Here is a 22184-nt window from a genome sequence, read left to right as displayed (position 1 = left end):
GAGGGGATCCATAGTGGAGACATCCATTACAACATGGATGGCATTGATCAGCAATCTTGGTTTTCCTGTCGTCCTGGTTTTATATCTGTTAATCCGTTTCGAAAAAAGAATAATGACCCTGGCTGAATCCATCGACAAGCTACGCGATGCCCTTGGTACAAAAAATACTCGATGAGGGATAGCAGCCCAACTTTTCAGCCTGATCGAGGAAACAGGCTACATTTGCCCCCCTCTTAAATAAAATGAAGCAACGCTATTTATAAAGAGGGGGAAATGAGTATGCAAGAGCCGTTACAAGGATATCCATCTTACGAGCAGCAGCAAGGTTTCATAGAAGAACGCGGGCGACCCTTTTACGGTCCGCGCCCATTTTATGGGCCAAGACCTTTTTTCGGACCACGACCTTTCTTCGGACCACTGCCGTTTCATGGATATGGAGGCTTTGGTTCTCCATTTCTTGGAGGTGTGGTCGGCGGACTGTTAGGGAGCTCGCTGCTTTATCCGCCATATTATGGATATCCACCATATGGGGGCTATTATTAGGTTAAAAATGAAAGGGGAGACTGTTTTGCAGGGACAGTCCCCCTTTTTGATTAGAGATACATAGAACCACCTGTTGTTCCAAGCACTCCTTTGCAGGTTGCAGAAAGAGAATTGCATCTTGTCTTTTCGGTTTGACGTTTTGTCTCCATCATGATGACAAGAAATGAAAGCCCCTCTATACTGGATTTAACGAATCGAACAAAAGGAGGGGAAATGGTGAAGGTGTTATTGGATGTGGATCGTAATCATAAAGGTACAACCGTTACGATCCAATGCAGGGAAATCGACGATTCGATTAAACAAGTTCTCGATTTCCTGGAGAACAGAAAAACAAACTTTATTATCGGGAAAAACGGGGATCAACAACATATTTTAAAACCGGAAGAGGTTTACTACTTTCAATCGGAACGAGATACAGTCATGGCAGCAACCCCAGCAGGTTTCTTCAAGGTCAAAGAAAAATTATATGAACTGGATCAAATCCTTCCTAAGAACCGGTTTATCCGAATTTCTAAGTCCATTGTCGCAAATCTTTATGAAATCAGCCACTTCGAACCATCATTCAACGGCACACTCTGTGTCCACTTCAAATCCGGGGCGAAGGAATATGCTTCACGGCATTATGTCAGTAATATCCGATCTATTTTAAAAATGAACAGGAGGGATAAAAAGTGAAAACCTTTTTATTCAGAAGCTTGATTGGCATCTTTTTTGGTGCATTTATTGCCGTATTGGCTACTAATTCTCTGGTGTATTTCGGAGGGGAAAATGTACTCGACGGGGGACTTTTCCTAAAAAATTCGCTTGGATCAATATTTTGTGGATGGTTATTTTCAGTTACCCCGCTTTACTTTGAAATCAGATCTTTATCGCTATTTCAGCAAACCGGGCTTCACTTCGTTACGGCCATGGCTGCTTACTTTGTACTGGCCTATCAAATCGGCTGGATTCCGGCCGGAACATCCAGTATCCTGTTATTCCTAGTGATAACACTGGCCTTGTATTCAGTGATCTGGATTTGTTTTTACCTTTATTTTAAAAATCAGTCCAGAAAGCTAAACGAGGAGCTACAGCATGTTGAATAAGAAATACGCAGGGCGCCTTACTCACCATCGGTTTCGTTCAATAGACTATAATAAGAGAATAGTTAGTTTATATAAAAGCTGATATCCTCTTTTTTTGGCAGTATCAATAAATTTTGCCGGTATCCTGACATTTGCCTTATTATTTGTTCTCTTTAGGAGTGGAAAATAGCTTGGGGTAAGGTATACGAAAGTTTTCAGCATATGATGTTCTCTTGATTGCCTGTCCTTTCGATGAACCATTTGTTGAGGAAAAAGACGTTCCGTTTATACTAGAAGCTGAATGGAATACGGATCATACAATACGTTAAAAAGTGAGGATAACCAATGATTGCAAAGACGGAAGAAGATTTTAAGGGTTTAAAAGAAATTGGCGAAATTTGTGGAGCGATTCGAAAAGAATTAGTTTGTTACACCAAACCAGGAATCACCACAAAAGAACTTGATAAAATCGCAGGAGAGCTTTTTGAAAAAACAGGAGCTCAATCTGCCCCAAAGGGAGAATATGATTTTCCAGGATTTACGTGTATTAGTATAAATGAAGAAGTAGCACACGGAATCCCAAGGGAACGGACTATTCATGAAGGGGATCTTGTTAATATCGATGTTTCTGGTTCGAAAAATGGTTATTTCGCTGATACCGGCATTTCCTTTGTTGTTGGAAAAGGTCAGATGGTCTTACAGAAAATATGTGACGTGGCTAAAGAAGCATTCGACTCCGGACTTAAGCATGCAAAACCAGGTTTAAAAAAAAGCGGGCTCGGAAAAATTGTACACAATGTAGCAAATCAGCATGGCTTAACAGTCATAAAAAATCTTACCGGACACGGTATCGGGCGCTCCATTCACGAGGAACCGGAACATATTTTCAATTTCCACTCTCCTTGGGACGACGAAATTTTAAAAGATGGGATGGTAATTGCCTTCGAACCTTTCATCTCTACATTGGAAGAGGAAGTTTTCCAATCTAAAGATGGATGGACCTTCCTAACCGACGAAAGCTTTGTTGCTCAATACGAACATACGATTATCCTTACGAAGAAAGGGCCGATTATTACCACATTGTAAGAGAACGAATACCTAACACTGAGAAATTAAGGGAGTATGCGAGTAACTTTTTCAATTGCAGTTTAAGAATCGGATCCGGACTGCAGCGGCAATATTTTGATACATTAATAAAAAGGGCCGGGGCAAAACATAGTATACAGAATAAAAACCGAACGAATCCCATTAAAATGTACCTATTAAATAAACACTTAGAAAAAGCAACCATTCTAGCCCTTCATTACGGCGAGGTAATTCGTTTTCCGCGATCACGGCTACAGATAACTTGGTAAAGAAAAGCGCTTTTCCAAGTTGATTTTCAGCTCGAAAGGGAAAAACGAGGAGCAATAACATATTTTGAAACCAGAGGAGGTTTATTATTTTCAATCAGAACGGGATACAGTCCTGGCAGCAACCCCAGCAGGAATAGGTCAAAGAAAATTTATATGAAATGGACCAAACTCTGCCTAGGGACCGGTTTATTAGGATTTCCAAGTCGTTTGTCGTAAATCTTTTTAAAATCAGCCACTTCGAAACAACCTTCAACGGCACACTTTGTGTCCACTTCAAATCCGGGCGAAGGAATATGCATCTCGTTATTAAGTCAGTAATCAGTTCCATATTAAAAATGAACAGGAGGGATAAAAAGTGAAAACCTTTTTATTCAGAAGCTTGATTGACATCTTTTTTGGTGCATTTATTGCCGTATTGGCTACTAATACTCTGGTGTATTTTGGAGATGAAAAAGTACTCGATGGGGGTGGCTTTTCCTAAAAAATCGCTTGTCTCTATATTATGCGGATGGATTTTCTGTGAAACTTCTTTATTTTGAAATCAGGACTTTATCACAAATCGAGCAGACCATCCTTCACTTTCACCGTCATAGTTGTTTACTTTGTGCTTACCTATTAGATTTTGCTGGATTCCAACTGGAACATCAAGCATGCTGTTATTCCTTGTTATAACGCTGACATTATATGCGGTGCGCTGGATTTATTTGCTTTTACCTTTATTTCAAAAATCAGTTTAGGAAGTTAAACGAGGAACTAAACCATATTCAATAACTATTGACCCCTCCACAAAATGGTAATTAATCATTTTTAACCGTTTTCCAATAAAATAACTCGATATACCAAAAACACCATTTTCCTATTTTTTTAGAGGAAAGAAATCGCTAAATAAACAGGAGTTACGTGGTGATTATTTACCTTGACAATTCACTTAAAAAGTGAATTGTCAAGCCTATTTTGTTCACTATTGACCTTTATAATCAATGCATAGCCAATCATTGCAGATAACACAGAGCTGCCACCGTAGCTTATTAGAAGTAACGGTATTCCAGTAATTGGCATAACCCCTATAGTCATACCTACATTTTGAAAAGTATGAATAAAAATTAAAATTAAATAACCGAAACATACAAAAGCACCAAAATCATAGTTAGGGTGAATTTTAAGCCCCAATGAGACTAATTTATATATTAGTAAAAAATACAACAGTATCACTATCGCACATCCGGTAAAACCAAATGTTTCTCCGATTATAGAAAAAATAAAATCAGTTTGGGCTTCCGGTATATAGACTTCTGTATTGTTAATCCCTTTTCCAGTTAATTGTCCTGAACCAATAGCCAGTAAAGATCTTCGAAAGTGGAACGAGTTATCGGAATCACTTTCTGAAAATCCCAGCCAAGTTTCTATCCTGTCCATTTGATAAGGCGCAATATGAAGCGTAGATTGAGTAAATTCAGGGAATTTCACTACTAACATTCCGATAATTCCTACAGTCAGGGCAACAAATAAAATGATAGAAGTAATTATTTTCCAATCGATACCAGACAAAAAAATAATTCCTCCCATTATAGCCAAATAAACCATAGCAGTGCCGAAATCCGGCTGAAGAATAATAATCCCCACCGGTATAATTCCGATTATCAACAATTTCAGCAACAGCTTTATATCGCTTTTGACATCTCTATTTTTGTGTTTTTTCCTATGCTTAGATATTGTAGCAGCCAAATAAACAATTGTAGTTATTTTTACTAATTCTGAAGGTTGGAAAGTAATACCACCTACTCTGAACCAACTTTTTGCACTGTTTATATTCGGTGCTATTGCCTCAGGACTTAGATGAAGAACTACTAATAGAACTAAGCCGGCTAAATATAAATAAAAGCTTAATAAGTATATGCTTTCTAAATCGATTAATTGAATCAATGCAATTATGACCAACCCTAATACAAACCAAAACAATTGCTTAATAAGAAAATTTTCCCCGCTGTATTGTTCCAACTGTTCTGCATTGTAAATGGCTACCAGGCTGATGCTTATAAAACCAAACAGTAATAGTATTAAATCATTCGAACCATGTAATCTTTTATTCAATGCTTTCATCCTTTTGATTTTCTCTGTCGCTTTCATTTTAACATAAATGTTAAATGCAGTTATATAAAAAGAAAATATTATCAAGAGTTTACAAAATTCCGCAAATTAAGTATACTCTAATTATAGTGAGCTCATTATTAAATGGAATTAGCTAATTCTTTAAAGTAAAAGGAGGAGCTAAGTATGAAGAAAAGATTCATTTTATCAGGTTTTTTGATAGTAATGTTAGCGGTTAGTCCATTAAGTTCATTAAAAACACACGCAGCAAGCCCGTCATCGAATGATGTTGCAGTCACTGGAATTAGTACACTAGGTGCTGGAAGCTGGGATAAAGTATATACCCACCCTTCATGGGCAGTAGATACATCATGGAATCGACCGCTGAATAATAATGCTTGGGATACCACTTATACAGTTGACTCTAACGGCGGAGACTTTGCTGTAAAAGTAGACCCATATAGACCTTCCTCCATAGGCACCATCCAAGTCAAGCTATTTGAAGAAGATGAATCAGGAAATTCTCCAGAAGAATTAGCGGTACGTTACCTTGATTCTTCAGGTGGATGGGCAATTTGGAGAAATATAGGTGGATACGTAGATGGTAGTAATGATACTGCTGAATTTTATATTAACATACGAACAACTTATGGCAGCAGTGGTATTGACCTAACATATTATGATTAACAATCTCGGATAAAGATTTTAAAATCAAAACCACCAGTGTGAACTGGTGGTTTGTTCTGTGGCTGAAAGCCTCTGTTACCGGCCTCAGCCTGAAAGGCCCACCGAAAAGGTTTCCCGCCTGCACCACATTCACTCACTAATTCTAAATAATTTCGTTATTTCTTCCGATTTTTTTCCCTGTAAATGGGTCATGTTCTTCGAACAAGGTTAACTGATCAGCCATATAATCTTCTTTTAGCTGATTTCTTATATATTCTTGGATTTGTTTCTTATTTCTGCCCACTGTATCAACGTAGAAACCTCGACACCAGAATTTCCGATTCCCATATAGATATTTCAAATTAGCGTGCCGATCAAATATCATCAGACTGCTTTTTCCTTTTTAGTACCCCATAAATTGAGATACACTTAGCTTGGGTGGAATACTGACTAACATATGGATGTAATCCGGACAGGCATTTGCTTCATGGATGATTACACCTTTCCGTTCACATAAATCTCTTATAATTTGCCCTATACTCTTTTTATACTTTCCATAAATGATTTGTCTTCTGTACTTGGGAGCAAAGACTACGTGATACTTACAATTCCATGTTGTATGTGCTAAACTATTCATGTCCTTCAAAGGGCATACCTCCTTCTTTGGTGAGATGAAGTGGTCGGGAAACCAACTTTATCCTACCATGAAGAGAGGTTTTTTTATTACCACGCTGTAAGCTCTCCGGAACCCCCGGCATAGCCAGGGGTTTTCTATTTCATTAAATAAACCGAGCGAATTCGAATAGCATTTAGAATTCGCTCGGTATTGCTTTGGTGGCCAAGCTTTTGTCCCGGCCAATTTTTTCTTTACTTCATAACAGCAAGCGACCCCATAGGATCCCACGGCTTCAAGACCACTGGCTCCTGATCCCAGGCTTGCTTCAGTTCTTCTGATAAGTATTTTTTGTGTACGACTACCTGATAAGTGTATTCGTTCATCCATTCATCACTCATCACGAAGTAGCCCTTGTCGCCTACTTTTTCTCCCCAGCTGTTCTCAACCTTCCATCGATTTGGTTTATTATCGACGAGATTGACCCCCGTCAACACCATAGCATGTGTCAGCAGTCCGTCCTTAAAGTCAAGCCGTTCCGCTTTCGACATCCCAGGCGAGAAGCCGAATGCCTGTTCATAATCAAATAGAGCAGTATCCATGATCCCTTCTTTCCGATTGGAGTCCTGACCGACATCACAGCCGAACCAGACACTTTCATTATCCTTGATTTGCTTGACGGCGAGCTCTTTCAACGTCTTCATATCGACATTTAAATATTTGATCGATGTTCCGTCGATCACATTGCCCAGCCGCGAAACGGTATACGTTTTTCCGTATGGCTTATCTTCTGTCGGGGCATTAATGACACTTACATAATCATGAAGGTTGATCCCGACATATTTTTCAAAGAATGCATGCGGGGTTATACCTTCTTCGCGATGGAAGCCATGATCTTCGTCCCTGAATTCAAAATCAAACGTCTCAGGAGGCTCACCGAGAGCATAAACAAGCAAGGTATAAATGTTCGATAGCATCCCCTCTTTTACTTGCTGTAGCTCCGCTTCCGGTTTGCCTTCTCCATGAAGTCTGCGAAGTTCAACGGCATCCTTGCGCAAAGAGGCGTCCAACAGCTGATTCAATTGAGAAGAATTGCTGCTATGAAAGGTTTCCGGCATCACTTGTTTCGGTACGACCCCATATTTATCAATCAACGAAACGAACATATCCCATTGCCCGCCGTCCTGCTGCGGGGTATCTAATAGCCAGGAAACCAACCTTCCATCCAATGGTTCCTCCACTGTATCCAGTATGTTTTCCAAAAAGTAATTTGCTTTTTCGAACTTATCCCAGAAATTCGTATAATTTTGCGATAGCTCAAAATCCTTGAGATTAAACAAATCGTTCAATTTGTGTGTAAATGTGTTCAATGCCGCAAACATCCAACAGCGTCCACTTTGCTTTTGATTGGTCACTTTTCCCGTTTTGATTTCCTCCGAAAACACGTGATTCATCGCTACAACCGAATCATTGTTCTGAATCGAAGCCTGGATGCCGTTTTTCATGATCGCATCCTTTATCACCTGGTTTTGCGGATCATTATAGAGACTATTCGAAAAAGCCTCTACCATATCTTTATCGATTTTCTTGGTCATCTGTTTTTCCTCCCCTTCTATGTAGATTACCTATTCCATTATACGCCTTTTTATCCGGAAAGACTAAAGATTCAGAAATCATCAAACCAATTCATAATTTAAATTAATTTTACACCCTTAAAGCATACAAATTAGATAGGATTTATAGATATTAGTAAGCATGCATTCTTCGGGTGCATATACTAACGAATACAAAAGTGGAGGAGGTTTATGGATGGTGTTACTTTGGGTTTTTCTTAATATCGCTGTATTGCTTGCAATCATTGGTGTATTAATTACCCTTCAGCGAAAGCACGTTTCCTTTTCGAAACGGGTCTTTACCGGATTAGGTCTGGGAATCATTCTCGGGGCTGTTTTACAATGGATTTATGGCAGTGGTTCAGAAGTGCTTATCACCACTGCAGATTGGTACAGTATCGTAGGACGTGGCTATGTGAATTTTCTGATGATGATTGTTATTCCGCTTGTACTGGTATCGATTATTCAATCCATTATTAATCTCGACAGATCTGCGGAGTTAGGGAAAATGTCCGCTTGGATCATCGGTATTCTCATTACTACCACCATGGTAGCAGCGTTGGTCGGTATTGTCTCTGCTACCATTTTCGATTTGGATGCTGGACAAATCGAGGCAGGTCAAGCTGAGCAGGAGCGAGGTTCTTCTCTGGAGGCAACCTTGGATGATGTGGTGGAAGGACAATCCACCCCACAAAAAATATTGAACTTCATTCCTTCAAACATATTCCTGGACATGACCGGACAGCGTTCCACTTCCGTCATTGCAGTTGTGGTATTCTCAGTTATTGTCGGAATTGCTGTCTTAGGATTGCGACGGAAAAATCCAGCACAGGCCGAAGCGTTCACCAATATGGTAAATGTCGTTTATGCAGTAGTTATGCGCATCGTCACATTGATTTTGCGTTTAACTCCATATGGCATTTTAGCCTTGATGGCTAATACTGTCGCGACTACCGATTTCGCCGGCATTGTCGAACTGGGTAAGTTCGTACTCGCCTCTTACGCAGCATTACTGACAATGTTTGTGATTCATTTGGTATTAGTAGGAGTATTCGGATTGAATCCGATGACGTTTTTGAAAAAAGTGATTCCAGTGTTAGGCTTTGCGTTTACCTCCCGTTCTAGTGCCGGTACGATTCCGTTAACTATTTCCGCTCAAAAAAATGCACTTGGAGTTGAAGAGGGAATTGCAAATATCTCAGCATCATTCGGAGCGACCATGGGGCAAAATGGGTGCGCTGGTATCTATCCAGCTATGCTGGCCGTCATGATCGCCCCGACGGTCGGAATCGATCCGCTTGATCCGTTATTCATTTTACAGTTGGTACTCATCATCGGTATCAGTTCCTTCGGTATTGCCGGTGTGGGAGGCGGCGCAACATTTGCAGCGTTGATCGTGTTGTCTTCCTTGAATATGCCGGTTGCGTTAGCCGGGCTGTTGATCTCGATCGAAGCGTTCATCGATATGGGCCGAACTGCCTTGAACGTGAACGGGGCGATGGTCTCCGGAACGCTGACTTCGCGTATTTTAGGCAAGCTCCATGTAAAAAGATTTCATGACCAAACAGCGATTGATGACAGTCAGTCGTTGTAATAACAATTTGTTTTAACCCTCAGCGAAGCTGGAATAAAACATAGCGGCCAATGCAGAAACCGAACGATGCTCCGGAATGCTTGGACTCGTTCGGTTTTTTCTTTTTGTGGTAATAAGTTTTATATAATCTGGCAGGATGCTGTCCAGCTCTCAAGCCTACCCTTAGGTTATTTGAATAGTACACGTACTTCGTATTCGGAGGAAAGTTGAAGCCGCGCCCTTGGAAAGCGTATTATCTTGACTGCCGATGAGAAGTGCTCATCAACCAATAGGAAGGATATCTTTCTTGTACGGATAAATAATCAGTGAAACGGTATTTTTGTGCCATTACCTCGTATAATACCTGACATATGATGAATTTGCTGTGATATACAACCCACTTTTAATCTGATACATATAACCACCACCAACTGGGAACTTGTCCCGGATGACGGTAAAAACTTCTCCTCTATTCACAACGACAGCCTTATCATCCCAATCTGCCGTATTGTAGGTCCATAAGGAATCCACAATAATCTCAACAAATTTCTGCGTTCCGGTATCTCCGCCACTACTTTTTGGAGTCAAACCGAGTGCGTTCGCCAGTCCGACTGCATGCCCTCGGGCAATTCGGGTAAGAAAAGCATCTGATTTAAGGTTTGCTGCATCTGCGGAATGGTCAATAAAACCGTTCTCCGTCAACACCGCCGGCATAGCAGATTCCCTAAGCATATGGAAGTTTGCTTCTTTTTTGCCACGGTCTCTAAACCCAGTTTGGTTGACAACCGCGTCATGAACAATCCCCCTTAGCCGGTTTGTTTCCGCCTTTCCAGAATAACTGCCATTGAACGTGTACGATTCAAACCCTGTTCCGCCACCCGCATTGATATGAATCGATACTAAATAGTCGGCTCCCCAGTTATTGGCCATATTGGTCCGCTGGGATAAAGAGATGTTTTGATCGGTAGTGCGCGACAACATGATAGAGTGTCCTTCATACTGACTATTTAGAATATCGCGTAGTTTCAGGGCAATGGCTAAGGTCAAATGCTTCTCCTGTAATCCATTTCCAGTAGCGCCGGGATCACTACCGCCATGACCAGGGTCAATAAATATTTTTGTCATGTTCATCCTCCTCGGAAAATAAAACGAATATTAAAAATTTACTAAGCAGTAATCTGAATGCACTGGTAATTCGGAAGAAGCACCCATAATGGGTGCTCCTGTTTAAATCCAACTTCGCCTATGATGGCGGCAGCAACATCTGTCGCGTCCACGATTATTATTTTCTGAAGCCGGGCTGACACGTCCGCAATGTCCTCGATTATCATTACTATCCGAAGCTGGACTGACACGTCTGCAGTTTGGGTTGTTGAGGTCACTACCGCAGTCATAATCTTCTACTACGGTTTCATTTACATCGTAATTTCTGACAGGATAATAATTCTCGTTTCTTACAACGGTTCTATTAACGTTTTCTACTTCGGTCGGATGAACATTCTTCACGACACGCTGTCTTGTTCTAGTGTTAACTACCCTTTCTGTCGGATGGACTACCATTTCATCCCCTGCTGGTGAAGTCTCGCTCGGTGAAACGGCATTCCTCCGTTCTTCACGATTATGATAACGTCCCATTCTATCTCCCCCCTTTCTTCTAGGGATACTACATTGTATGAAAGAAAAAACGGTTTGTCCTAGACAAATATCTTGTCGAAGAAAAATGTGCACTTCTACTAAACATCTGGGCGAAAATAGTTTCTGTCTATAGCAAAAATCCTGCCTCCCTTCAGTAAGGGGGGCAGGATTCTTGACTTAGTCGTGCAGTATAGAGATCTCAAGGAGCAAGGCGTATCACATACATTGTGATAAAGACAAAAGAAAGTTGAGCTGAAGTGATGATCAACCCTAGGATTAGCAATGGTTTTTTTCCGTACTTATCCATAAATGGTGAACACCACGTTAACCACGGCACCAATCATCATCAAATTAAAACCTACAACATTTAGAAAAGGAAGCCACATTCCGGCCAACAACAAAATTGCTGCGATTAAAGATGAAAAACTTCTCCACGTGTACCTTTTTCTCATCCCGTTCCTCCTTTTTAAGACTGACCTGTTTCCATTCGGAGAAATCATTTTGCCATTTTCTGTATATTAAGTATAAATGATTTTTTCCTACTTTTATACGGAAGGAAAAACACTTTCCATTGTTATCCGGAATGCAAATACTAAGATACAGGTTATCAAAAACGCCATGTAGTATAATAGATGGAAATAGATTAATTGAGAGGAGATTCATAATGAAACAAATAAACCGTTATATTGACAGTGTTTTTGTCAGCAAAGACGAAATTCTAGAGGAGGTAACAGCGTCCATCAGGGATAACAACATGCCGGCGATATCCGTATCTCCATCCTCCGGAAAACTGCTTACCATGCTTGTTTCCTTTACTGGTGCTGAGAATGTACTGGAGATCGGAGCACTAGGCGGTTATAGCGGCATTTGCCTTGCAAGGGGATTTGGCAGTGGTGGAAATTTGACTTCCCTGGAGCTGGAGGAAAAATACGCTGAAGTGGCAAGAAACAATCTAGCTAAAGCGGGCTTTGGCAACCAAGTCACTTACATTATGGGGCCTGCACTGGAAGGCCTTGAGCAGCTGTCAGTTGATCAGCGTCAGTTTGATTTTTTCTTTATCGATGCGGACAAAGAAAATTACCACCATTACCTGGAGCGTTGCATCAAGCTCGCCGAACCTGGTGCGTTAATTGTTGCCGACAATGTTTTGGCTGGAGGTAGTGTAGCAGATAAGGATGCTAAGCAAAAACGTTATACCGAGCATATGAAGCGTTTCAACGAGCTTACTGCCAATCATCCTAAATTAGAGTCATTGCTCATTCCAATAGGAGATGGATTGACCGTTTCCAGAGTAAAAGAAAAATAGATTGTGGTTCTCAATGTCCAGGAAGGTCAACAGCAAAATCGGATGTTTCGCTGTTGACTTTTCTTTTAACCGTTTTATTTGGTAATCGTTTACTTTGGAGGTTTTCTTGACCAAGTTCCCATGTGTTAAAATGACAGTGAAAAATCCGCTTTTCACTCTGTAAAAGCCCACACATCATTAGGAGTGTTTCTATTGAATAAACTTTTGCTTTTATCTTTTTTAATCGTGTTTTCCTTAACAGCTTGTGATAATGATAATCAAACTTATAAGTTGTACACAGGAGAAAGCGAAAATTGGCAGGTCAGATATGAAATCTATCAACCTGAAGAAAACAAGCAAGAAACCTCTTTTAGTATCTCCTATAAAGGAGTGGAACCGTTACCGGAAGAAAGGATTTCCTATGCTTTTGATTATGATACCGGCAGCACAAAAGGTGAAGACATATTGAACGAAAATGGATTAATTGAAGGAAGTGGCAGTATGTGTGAAGGTTGTGCGCAATCAGAGGCAGAAGCAGTTGCATTTGAGATTGACTGGGGAGAAAAATCGGAAAAAATCACATTGACTCCTTGATATAAAGGAAGCCACGTTTGAAGTCTCTTCAAAACGCGGCTTCTTTATTGCATTACTCCCGGTAGATTCCAAACCTGGCAGGAGTCATTTTTTGCTCAATAACACTCTTCATTTACAACTTTTCCCCATCCGAGTTGATGACATCTTTGTACCAATAAAAGGACTTTTTCCGCTTCCTTTCTAACGTACCGCTGCCATCATCATGCTTGTCTACATAGATAAACCCATAACGCTTCGAATATTCGCCAGACGATGCACTGACCAAATCAATACAGCCCCAGCTTGTGTATCCCATCAGGTCCACACCATCTTCGATTGCTTCGCCCATTTGTTCAATATGTTCGCGGAGGTATTCAATCCGATAATCATCGTTGATCGGACCATCCTCTTCTACTTTGTCATAAGCGCCTAAGCCATTTTCCACAATAAACAAAGGAACTTCATATCTTCCGTATAGCTTGTTCAAGGAAATGCGTAAACCGATCGGATCTATTTCCCAGCCCCAGTCACTCGCTTTCAAGAACGGGTTTTTAACCCCTTGCATAATGTTGCCCTGGATTCCATCCAAGTCGGATTTGTCTTTCTTTTCGGTACGAGACATATAATAACTGAATCCAATATAGTCTACGGTCCCTTCTTTGATGATGTCGAGATCCCCGTCTTCCATTTCTAATTCAATCCCATGTTCTTTGAAATAGCGGTTGATAAAGGCCGGGTATTCCCCCCTCACTTGAACGTCAGCACAGAAGTAGTTAAACAGTTCTTCTTCCTGGAGTGCGTGCATGGCGTTCTCGGGATTACTGTCGTAAGCATATACGGGAGCGAAAATAATCATGCAGCCTATTTGTGCTTCCGGCATCATTTCATGACACAACTTGACCGCTTTGGCACTGGCAACGAATTGATGATGGAATGCCTGGAAAGTCGGCTGATACTTATCTGCTTCTTTTTGGATGGAGAAACCTAGCCCCATAATCGGCATCATCAGACCGCTATTGATTTCATTAAAAGTCATCCAATACTTCACTTTGCCTTGATAGCGGTTGAAGATCGCTTTTACGTATCTTTCAAAAAAGGTGACCACTTCCCTGCTTCTCCATCCGCCATATTCTTTCACCAAATGAACCGGCATTTCATAATGGGAAATCGTAACCACCGGCTCAATGCCATGCTTGTGTAATTCATCGAATACTCGATCATAAAAGGCAAGGCCCTCTTCATTCGGCTCGAGCTCATCGCCGTTTGGAAAAATGCGTGTCCATGCTATCGACATGCGGAACACTTTAAAGCCCATTTCCGCAAACAAGGCGATATCCTCTTTGTATCGGTGATAAAAGTCGATGGCTTCATGGTTCGGGTAAAACTTTTCTGGATCAATCTCAAAGTCGAAACCAGGATTGCTTATTAGCGATAATCTTTCTTTACCACCTGGTAGTACATCGGCAATATTCAGTCCTTTATTTCCTTCATGAAAACCGCCTTCAATCTGATTGGCAGCTGTTGCGCCGCCCCATAGAAATCCTTGTGGAAAACGTTTTGCCATTGTTTATTCCTCCAATTTTTCATTTATCAAAAATAATGACTGTAGTGTTCAATCCCCATACCACCTTATCAGTAAGAGGGGAGACCGGCCTTTTTTACCAGCCTCCGCTACAGTATTACTTTATCTCGCTTTTGCTTCAAACAATACATCTTGAGCCTTTACTTCTTGTTCGCTCGTCATTTTGATTTCGTAATGATCACAATTCGGAACCACTACAGGTGTGGTCAAGGAAAAGCCGTCTTTCCTAATGGCATCCAAATCGAATTCAATCAAGAGTTGACCTAATTCCACCCGACTTCCCTGTTCAATATGAGCTTCAAAGTGTTTTCCATTCAACTGTACCGTATCCATTCCGATATGAATCAACACCTCTGCACCTTGGTCAGACAGGATGCCAATGGCATGATTGCTTGGAAATAAAGCGGAAATGGTACCGGAAACTGGCGCATACACTTTTCCTTCTGTCGGTTCAATCGCAATCCCATCTCCTAACGAACCAGATGCGAAAGCTGTATCCTCAATCTCAGCCAGGTTTCTTACCTCTCCATTTAGAGGGCTGAAAATCGTTTCGTCGTTCACTTTTTCTTCCCCTGCGGCTATCTCTCCCCGAGAATCATCGGAAGACGTCGTGTTTTCCAATCCTGCTGTGCTTTCTTCTATTTTATTGACACTGCCGAAGAAGTAAGTTAAAACGAAAGCCAAAACCGCGCCGACTCCCACTGCCCCCAGTGCACCTATGGCCGCTGTGTTGAGCCCTTCTTCCGGATGGATAAAGGAAGGATATTGGAACACTCCCAGACCGCCCATGACATAAGCTTGGGTACCAAACAGCCCAAGGATTCCTCCGCCTATTGCCGAGGAAATAATCGTAAAAACAAATGGTTTCTTAAGCGGAAGTGCGATACCATACATCCCCGGCTCTGTAACACCGAAAATCGCAGATATGATCGCCGGTACACTTAATGTTTTCGTATTTTGGTTTTTTGTTCGTAACCAAACAGCGAATATCGCGGCTGCAAGTGCAAAGGAATGGACAAAAATCAATGCCAAATTCGGGTCGATGCCGCCAACAGCAATATTGTTCATCGCGATTGGAACGAGTCCCCAATGCAGACCGAACATGACAAACACCAGCCAGAAACCTCCAAGGAAAATTCCCGCAATAACTGGACTAAGATCATAAGCCCAAATTGTCGCCTGACCGATTAACTGACTTGCCCAGGTCGCAATCGGACCAATAATGATAAAGGTCAAGGGGATAATTATCAGCAAGGTGAACATGGGAACCAAAAACATCTTTACAACAGACGGTACGATTTTCTTAAGGAAATTTTCCACCTTAACCGCAAAGAATGCCGAGACAATGATCGGGATAACCGACATCGAGTAGGTCATCAAAATGACCGGAATACCAAAAAATTCAATATACACTGGTGATTCAAACATGGTTCCCGAAAACAATGTGTACAAAGGGTCACCCGAAGCCGGAATTCCTTCCAAATCGGGATAAACCAGTGCCATTGCGATAACCATTCCCAAGAACGGTGTACCGCCGAATTTTTTCATCGCTGTGTACCCTAAAAGAATCGGCAAGAAATAAAACAACCCATCCCCGATGGCATTCAGAATCTGGTAAGTTCCGCCCTCCTCATTCAGCCAACCGAGTGCCACAAACAGAGCGTTGAATCCTTTGATCATACCCGAAGCCGCCAATACACCAAGTATCGGGGTGAAGATTCCGGAGATCATATCGATAAAACGATTGAACAGACTCCCTTTATCCGTCTCTTCCTCACCGGTTACTTCTTTTTGTGCCTGGAAACCGCCTTCCTCGACTACAGCCTGATAAACATCCGCTACGTGGTTTCCGATGACGACCTGATACTGGCCGCCGCTTTTGCGAACGGTGACAACGCCATCCATGTTTTTCAACGTTTCTGTATTCGCTTTTCCTTCATCCTTCAATTTGAAGCGAAGGCGTGTGATACAGTGGACGACACTGTTAACGTTTTCTTTGCCGCCGACATTTTCGATTATGTCTTTCGCCAATTGATTGTATTTCATCGTGATTCCCCCTGTCTTTCCTTCGTATTTTTGTAAATAAAAAACCTGAACCGTTTTGAATAGACACATAGCAATGCGTCGCTCAAATCGATTCAGGTTATGCCCAAGATAGGTAACATTCCTAAATTGTTTATGATATTGTTGGCGTTTACAAATTTAATTTACCACTGTTATTGTGGGGTGTCAATAATAAAATTAAGCGATTTCACAACTTCACCACCTATTTCTTTCAAAAGAAGCGACTTCTGTAAGCTCTTTGGGTTCATGCTGGACAACAAAACCTTCCAGCCTTTTATCGGATTGAGAAGGTACCGGGTATATTACCCGCTACCTTCTATCCGTTAATCAGAGTATCTCTATATATCCTTCCGTACCGTTCACCCTAATTCTTTGTCCATCCTGAACCAGCTTCGTAGCATCTTCCACCCCGACAACTGCCGGCAAGCCATATTCCCTTGCAATCACCGTTCCGTGGGTCATCAGTCCGCCAACTTCGGTGACGAGGGCTTTTATCGTCACAAATAAAGGTGTCCAGCTGGGATCTGTATAAGCAGTGATCAAAATATCACCATCTTTCAACTCTGCCTCTTCCATATCCATGATGACCCGCGCTCTCCCTTCTACTACTCCGGAAGAAACCGGTAGGCCCGGCAAGGCTTGATCAGGAAGATTTTCTCGTTCATATTCACCTGCGATGACTTCTCCCTCGGAAGTGAGCACGCGTGGCGGGGTTAGTTTTTTATACCGTTGGTAGTCTTTTTTTCGTTGGATGATGAGCCGGTAATCCAAATGACGTGTGGTTGCTGCTTCGAGCAGTTCTTCAAAATAAAGATAGAAAATGTCTTCTTTTTCATGAATGATATTGGCCGCGACAAGCTGTCCGGCTTCTTTCCATAAAGCCCGCTTATACACATAGTAGCGACTTACCATCCCATATTTAGGATATTCCCGGTAGCCGATGAAACTTCGAAGGTGGCCGATCATTTGTTTTGTCTTTTCGGCTTTTCGTTCACCATCCGGTAATTGTTTTAATCGAACTAGCAGCTCTTGTTCTTTTTTCAAAGCCAACTGTCGTCCTTGCTCGAATTTCCTTGTGCCAGCGCCATGTTCAAAGTTACGAATATTACTGAGAATCATCGGGATGAGGATGGATGGTTTTTCACGCCAACGCGTTTTCGTTATATCGATTTCACCGGGACATCGCATTCCATACTTGTCGAGGTAAGCATTGATAGCATCTTTGGCTTCCTGCCCCCCATTAAATATAGCCAGTTCATCTAAAAAGCTATCGTCTTTTATATCCTCCAGATACCGGATGATTTCCGGATAAGGACGGATAACGTCTGCGACCTCCATCAGCTCCAGGCCCATTTCTGAAGTGACATTGTTTGGTACAGATAAAGAAAGCGTATCTGCTACGCTTTTTTCGCCCAACCACTCGTTCATTTTTTCATTGAGCCACGACGAAGCCTTCATCGCCCCATTGATCACACGTAATCCCTCAGGGTTAAACAGGTTCTTCTTTAGTTGCTGGATATCCTCTAAAATAAAACGGAATAAGCCCGCTCCTGTTTTCGTTTGGATTGTTTGCTTTAACGTCTCTATTGACTTTCGCTGCCGCTCCATCAAATGAGGAACGATAGACGGTTCGTCTTCGAAGTTCGCCGGCATATTGCTGCCTTCCGACTTTTTTTCTTGTTGATCGTTTGGTCTGGGTTGGATAAAACCTTCCCGTTCCACCAGCTTTGTGAGGGCGTCTTTTGTGAGGGGCTCTGATTGTCCTATGGTGTTCAGCAATGTTTCTCTTTGGGAAGGTGAAGCCAAAGACTGTGTACAATCAACAAACAGTCTTCCTCCCGCCTCGAACATGGGGGCATTCGTCGTCGACAGAAACAAAGAGAGGCCCAACGGTTTCATCGCATCGGTCATCATTTGTTGATGGCCGACAGATAGAAAGACATGATTTTCTTGATCACCTGTTTCGGGGATCGGGTATAAAGTCGTTATCGGTCTACTTTGAAGGATATAGAGTGCACCCTCCACATAACACCATTCAATATCCTGGGGACAGCCAAAGTACGCCTCAATCTTTCTGCCGATTTTTTCAAGTTCTAAAACCTGCTCATCTGTCAGAGTGGAAAGATTTTGTCGCGGAGATTCCACTTCCCTTCGCTGCGTTCCACCTTCTTTCCGTGCGTATATAGCCAACTTTTTGTTAGAGATCTTCTTCTCCACAATCTCCCCTTCCCGCACTTTATAATTGTCCGCCGACACGAAACCAGAGACAAGCCCCTCACCTAGCCCAAAACCGGCATCGATCGATAGCAGTTTTCGATTGGAGGTTACGGGATTAGCAGTAAATAAAATTCCTGAGGACTGTGGAAATACCATTTGTTGAACAATAACGGATAAATACACTTGACTGTGCTCAAATCCATTCCTCATACGATAAACGACAGCACGCTCTGTGAACAGGGATGCCCAACACTTTCTGATATAGCGCAGAATGGATTCTCTTCCTATGATATTTAGATACGTTTCATGTTGACCCGCAAAGGAGGCGTCTGGTAAATCTTCAGCAGTCGCACTGGAACGCACTGCATACGCTTGTTCGAAACCCAAAGATAAAAGACATTCATCGATATCTTCTTTGATTCTATTCTCAATTTCAATTCCCTCAATCAGATCACGGATTTTCTTGCTTATTCCCCTGATTTCTTCTCGTTCCCCCAGGTTTTTAGCTGCCAGGCGATCCAGCAGTTCATGAAACGCCTGGTTTTCCCCAATGGCTCTTTTATAAGCTTCAGTGGTAACACAAAACCCTGCTGGCACGTGTATTCCTTCCAGCTTCGAGCATTTGGCCATATTCATCGCTTTGCCACCGACCACTTTTTGTCTTGCGTTGTCGATGTCTTGAAATTTCAAAACAAAAGCATCCATTACAATCCCTCCCATTTCTAGTCCAATAGGTTTTACTTGAACAACCACGCATTTTCTTCCTCTTCTGTGTTTATTCCTATACCTTAGGCATTAGCCTGATATCATCTGGTGTTTAAAACCTCCGTTAGGTGGAGGCACATTGAACGTACCCATTCCGCAACACGGTCCGCAAAAAGGGGCTCGGTACCCCGACACTATAAAACTGCAAATAATGCATAGCTCTGGTGCAAGCTGTGTAAAATATTCTCCGCAAACTCTCGTCTCCATACACGTTTTCCGATGCATCGTAAATAATCACAGCATCGAATTCCACACCTTTGGACAAATATGCCGGCAACACAACGACTCCTTGTTCGTAGGTCGCCGAGTTACTCTTTAACAGCTTGATATCTTTAATACATGCCAAGGATTCATATGCCCTTTCACTTTCTTTGGCGGATTTGCATATGATGGCGATACTTTTATGTCCTAACCTTTGCAACGCTGCTATTTGGGAGACAATACAACTGTGCAGTTCTACTCGATCAACTACTTGTTTCAGAACAGGTCGTTCCCCAGCACGTTCAAAAGGAATTATTTCTCCACCATTAGGAACAAGTCTTCTTGTACATTCAATAATCGGTTTGGTCGATCGGTAACTCCGCGCTAAATTGATCACTTCTGTTCTATCCGGACCGTACAGGCTGGTTAGCGTGTCGAAATCTACCCTTCCATTGGCATGGGCGAATATTGCCTGATTAAAGTCGCCGAGCACTGTCATCCTTGCTGAGGGGAATAAACGCTTCAAAAACTCAAATTGAAAAGGTGTATAATCCTGAGCCTCATCAACAACGAGATGTTTGATCGAGCTGTTCGTCTGAAAGCCCTGAATCAACTCTTTCAGAAATAGAAATGGCGCAGCATCCTCATAAAATAGTTTATCTTCATCCAGCATTTCCTGCGTCGCCTTACAAATAGCCGACCACTTCGCTGTATTTTCTCCTTTTACGAATTGAGAGGAATCATCAAAAAGCTGCCTGTAAATTCCTTTAAAATCGATGAAACGAAACGAGCGGATCTTTTTTCGTAACGGCATCCACTTTTGATGAACGATCAACCGTGCAAGTTCGTCTGGCTCGACCTCATAGTGGGCAATCTCTTCTCGTTTCAACCCTCGTTTTTCCGCCAAGAAGGTTCGCGCCTCTTGGTACGCATCGTCACTTAGTAGTTCGATTTCCTCTTGTACCCACGGCCTTTTCCTTTCTACCTTTTGAATTTCTTTTATTTTTTTGATTAACCAATCCTTCAATTTTTCAAGTCTGTTAGGAAAGCGAAGAGATGCGTCTTGATTATAAAACCTTTCTTCTATCTGTCTCGCAGTTATGATCGATTCCCCTCTGAAGGCAATATCCTTGAAAATCATTCCGGTATATTCCAGAGACCGTCTGTACGATTGGACCGCATCGACAAAGCTGGAAGATCCTTTCAACCGGATGCCCGCTAGCCTTGTCTGGTAGGAAGAGGTGTTCTCAGCAGTTAAAACATATTCCAATTGTTCGTAGGGATTTTCTACTTGAAACTGTTTATTCAATCGGTGATTCAGGTATTCCTGAAACGTAACTTGTTGCATATTTTCTTCTCCCAGTTCCGGCAATACATTGGACACATAACTGCTAAACATGGAATTAGGCGAAAACAGAATAATTTGATCAGCATGCAAGCGATCTCGATATTTGTAGAGCAAATAAGCAATCCGTTGCATAGCGACCGAAGTCTTGCCACTTCCAGCTGCACCATGAACAACTAGCAGTCTTCCATGATCATGACGGATAATACGGTTCTGCTCCTGTTGAATTGTCGCTACTATACTGTGCATTTGTTTGTCAGTACCTTTACCCAGGACTTCCTGTAAAATTTCATCCCCTATGGTAAGACTCGTATCGAACAGAGATTCAAGCTCACCCCCGCGAATAAGGTACTGCCACTTTTTCTTCAATTCACCTTGGACTTCTCCACCTGGAGCAGCATACTTTGCCGGACCAGGCTGAAAATCGTAGTAAACACTTGCAATCGGCGACCTCCAGTCGTAAATCAGAAAGTTTTCGCCGCTATCGTCTCTAAGCGAGGAAATGCCAATGTAAATCTCCTCCACGTCAGAAGCCCCGTCTTCCCTAAAATCAATCCGGCCGAAGTAGGGTATGTCCTGCATACGGTGCAATGTTGACAGCCGCTTGGATGCATGTCGGTGGATACTCTGAGTTACCGATAAGGCCTGCGCCTCTTGTCTCAAACCAATAATGGTTTCCAAGTAATCATCAAAGGTTTCGGTGTTCACCTTCACTTCATCCCAAAAATGCTTCCGGATATGAACAACCTCTTTTTTTCGCCTGGAAGTTTCTTCTTCAAGTCTGTCGACTTCTTCCGTAAGTGTCTTTTGAACCCGGGCTAACCGCATCTTCTCCTGCTGAAAATCCAATCCCATAGCAACACTCCTTAAAAATTTTTATAAAAGGGTTGACTAATGCATTGTGTAAGTCGTATAATTAAAATAGAGGTAGTATGAAGTATTTCGTTTTACACCAATACATACCTATTTAATTTACCATGAAATCCAAGATGATTCAATGGT

Annotated in this window: 19 protein-coding genes and 2 pseudogenes; 11 read left to right on the top strand and 10 right to left on the bottom strand. The window is 41.9% G+C overall.

The features are described 5' to 3' along the window. Positions 1-13 precede the first annotated feature (13 nt). From ERJ70_RS05195 to ERJ70_RS20115, 7 genes and pseudogenes are all read left to right on the top strand, one after another. Positions 14-175 carry a YvrJ family protein gene (locus tag ERJ70_RS05195; RefSeq protein WP_245208123.1) on the top strand — a complete coding sequence of 54 codons (162 nt, stop codon included), beginning with the start codon at positions 14-16 and terminating at the stop codon, positions 173-175. Positions 176-279: 104 nt separating this feature from the next. Continuing rightward, positions 280-543 carry a hypothetical protein gene (locus tag ERJ70_RS05190; RefSeq protein WP_245208122.1) on the top strand — a complete coding sequence of 88 codons (264 nt, stop codon included), beginning with the start codon at positions 280-282 and terminating at the stop codon, positions 541-543. Between the two features lie 216 nt (positions 544-759). Continuing rightward, positions 760-1218, top strand: a complete 459-nt coding sequence (locus tag ERJ70_RS05185; RefSeq protein ID WP_209369145.1) for a LytTR family DNA-binding domain-containing protein — start codon at positions 760-762, stop codon at positions 1216-1218. After that, complete coding sequence (locus tag ERJ70_RS05180) at positions 1215-1628, top strand: DUF3021 domain-containing protein (RefSeq protein ID WP_209367652.1); 414 nt, start codon at positions 1215-1217, stop codon at positions 1626-1628. Before ERJ70_RS05185 ends, ERJ70_RS05180 begins: the two co-directional genes overlap by 4 nt. Before the next feature lie 324 nt (positions 1629-1952). After that, complete coding sequence (map, locus tag ERJ70_RS05175) at positions 1953-2693, top strand: type I methionyl aminopeptidase (RefSeq protein ID WP_209367650.1); 741 nt, start codon at positions 1953-1955, stop codon at positions 2691-2693. A 421-nt stretch (positions 2694-3114) separates the two neighbouring features. Next, positions 3115-3321 (top strand): annotated as a pseudogene (locus ERJ70_RS20205) (LytTR family DNA-binding domain-containing protein); the annotation flags it as partial. Next, a complete protein-coding gene (locus tag ERJ70_RS20115; RefSeq protein ID WP_256439075.1) occupies positions 3318-3443 on the top strand; it encodes a hypothetical protein in 126 nt (41 codons plus the stop codon). The pseudogene ERJ70_RS20205 and the gene ERJ70_RS20115, both read left to right, overlap by 4 nt. A gap of 443 nt (positions 3444-3886) precedes the next feature. On the opposite strand, the gene ERJ70_RS05160 is transcribed toward ERJ70_RS20115, so the two are convergent. Further along, positions 3887-5062 (bottom strand): FtsW/RodA/SpoVE family cell cycle protein, encoded by a 1176-nt coding sequence (locus tag ERJ70_RS05160; protein ID WP_209367646.1) that lies wholly within the window; start codon positions 5060-5062, stop codon positions 3887-3889. A gap of 174 nt (positions 5063-5236) precedes the next feature. Between ERJ70_RS05160 and ERJ70_RS05155 the strand changes: the two genes are divergently transcribed. Further along, on the top strand, positions 5237-5737 hold the full coding sequence (locus ERJ70_RS05155; protein ID WP_209367644.1) for a YndA family protein: 501 nt from the start codon (positions 5237-5239) through the stop codon (positions 5735-5737). A 142-nt stretch (positions 5738-5879) separates the two neighbouring features. Here the strand turns inward: ERJ70_RS05155 and tnpA are convergent. Both tnpA and ERJ70_RS05145 read right to left on the bottom strand, forming a co-directional pair. Continuing rightward, positions 5880-6353, bottom strand: a pseudogene (gene tnpA / locus ERJ70_RS05150) (IS200/IS605 family transposase). 230 nt (positions 6354-6583) lie between these two features. Next, positions 6584-7924 (bottom strand): C1 family peptidase, encoded by a 1341-nt coding sequence (locus tag ERJ70_RS05145; protein ID WP_209367642.1) that lies wholly within the window; start codon positions 7922-7924, stop codon positions 6584-6586. A gap of 214 nt (positions 7925-8138) precedes the next feature. Here ERJ70_RS05145 and ERJ70_RS05140 point away from each other — a divergent pair, with 214 nt between their 5' ends. Further along, positions 8139-9536, top strand: coding sequence for an L-cystine transporter (locus tag ERJ70_RS05140; RefSeq protein WP_209367640.1), 1398 nt, complete (start codon positions 8139-8141; stop codon positions 9534-9536). 327 nt (positions 9537-9863) lie between these two features. On the opposite strand, the gene ERJ70_RS05135 is transcribed toward ERJ70_RS05140, so the two are convergent. The 3 genes from ERJ70_RS05135 to ERJ70_RS05125 form a co-directional block, all read right to left on the bottom strand. Then, positions 9864-10640, bottom strand: coding sequence for an N-acetylmuramoyl-L-alanine amidase (locus tag ERJ70_RS05135; RefSeq protein ID WP_209367638.1), 777 nt, complete (start codon positions 10638-10640; stop codon positions 9864-9866). A gap of 102 nt (positions 10641-10742) precedes the next feature. Next, positions 10743-11150 (bottom strand): CotD family spore coat protein, encoded by a 408-nt coding sequence (locus ERJ70_RS05130; RefSeq protein ID WP_209367636.1) that lies wholly within the window; start codon positions 11148-11150, stop codon positions 10743-10745. A gap of 299 nt (positions 11151-11449) precedes the next feature. Beyond that, positions 11450-11602: a hypothetical protein gene (locus ERJ70_RS05125; RefSeq protein WP_209367634.1), complete on the bottom strand. Its 153-nt coding sequence runs from the start codon at positions 11600-11602 to the stop codon at positions 11450-11452. Positions 11603-11814: 212 nt separating this feature from the next. On the opposite strand from ERJ70_RS05125, the gene ERJ70_RS05120 reads away from it, so the two are divergent. Continuing rightward, positions 11815-12456 (top strand): O-methyltransferase, encoded by a 642-nt coding sequence (locus ERJ70_RS05120; RefSeq protein ID WP_209367633.1) that lies wholly within the window; start codon positions 11815-11817, stop codon positions 12454-12456. A 192-nt stretch (positions 12457-12648) separates the two neighbouring features. After that, complete coding sequence (locus ERJ70_RS05115) at positions 12649-13029, top strand: hypothetical protein (RefSeq protein ID WP_209367632.1); 381 nt, start codon at positions 12649-12651, stop codon at positions 13027-13029. Between the two features lie 112 nt (positions 13030-13141). On the opposite strand, the gene ERJ70_RS05110 is transcribed toward ERJ70_RS05115, so the two are convergent. The 4 genes from ERJ70_RS05110 to helD all read right to left on the bottom strand — a co-directional run bounded on the left by ERJ70_RS05110 (position 13142) and on the right by helD (position 22037). After that, the gene (locus tag ERJ70_RS05110) at positions 13142-14572 is read right to left on the bottom strand and encodes a glycoside hydrolase family 1 protein (RefSeq protein WP_209367631.1); all 1431 of its coding nucleotides are present in this window, start codon (positions 14570-14572) and stop codon (positions 13142-13144) included. 120 nt (positions 14573-14692) lie between these two features. Then, positions 14693-16636 carry a beta-glucoside-specific PTS transporter subunit IIABC gene (locus ERJ70_RS05105; RefSeq protein WP_209367630.1) on the bottom strand — a complete coding sequence of 648 codons (1944 nt, stop codon included), beginning with the start codon at positions 16634-16636 and terminating at the stop codon, positions 14693-14695. A 345-nt stretch (positions 16637-16981) separates the two neighbouring features. Next, positions 16982-19576 carry a phosphoenolpyruvate synthase gene (gene ppsA, locus ERJ70_RS05100; protein ID WP_209367629.1) on the bottom strand — a complete coding sequence of 865 codons (2595 nt, stop codon included), beginning with the start codon at positions 19574-19576 and terminating at the stop codon, positions 16982-16984. Positions 19577-19700: 124 nt separating this feature from the next. Beyond that, positions 19701-22037, bottom strand: coding sequence for an RNA polymerase recycling motor HelD (gene helD / locus ERJ70_RS05095; RefSeq protein ID WP_209367628.1), 2337 nt, complete (start codon positions 22035-22037; stop codon positions 19701-19703). Between the last annotated feature and the right edge of the window lie 147 nt (positions 22038-22184).

Source organism: Sediminibacillus dalangtanensis (assembly GCF_017792025.1).
GTDB classification, from domain to species: domain Bacteria; phylum Bacillota; class Bacilli; order Bacillales; family Amphibacillaceae; genus Sediminibacillus; species Sediminibacillus dalangtanensis.
This window is presented reverse-complemented; position numbering and strand designations above follow the sequence as displayed.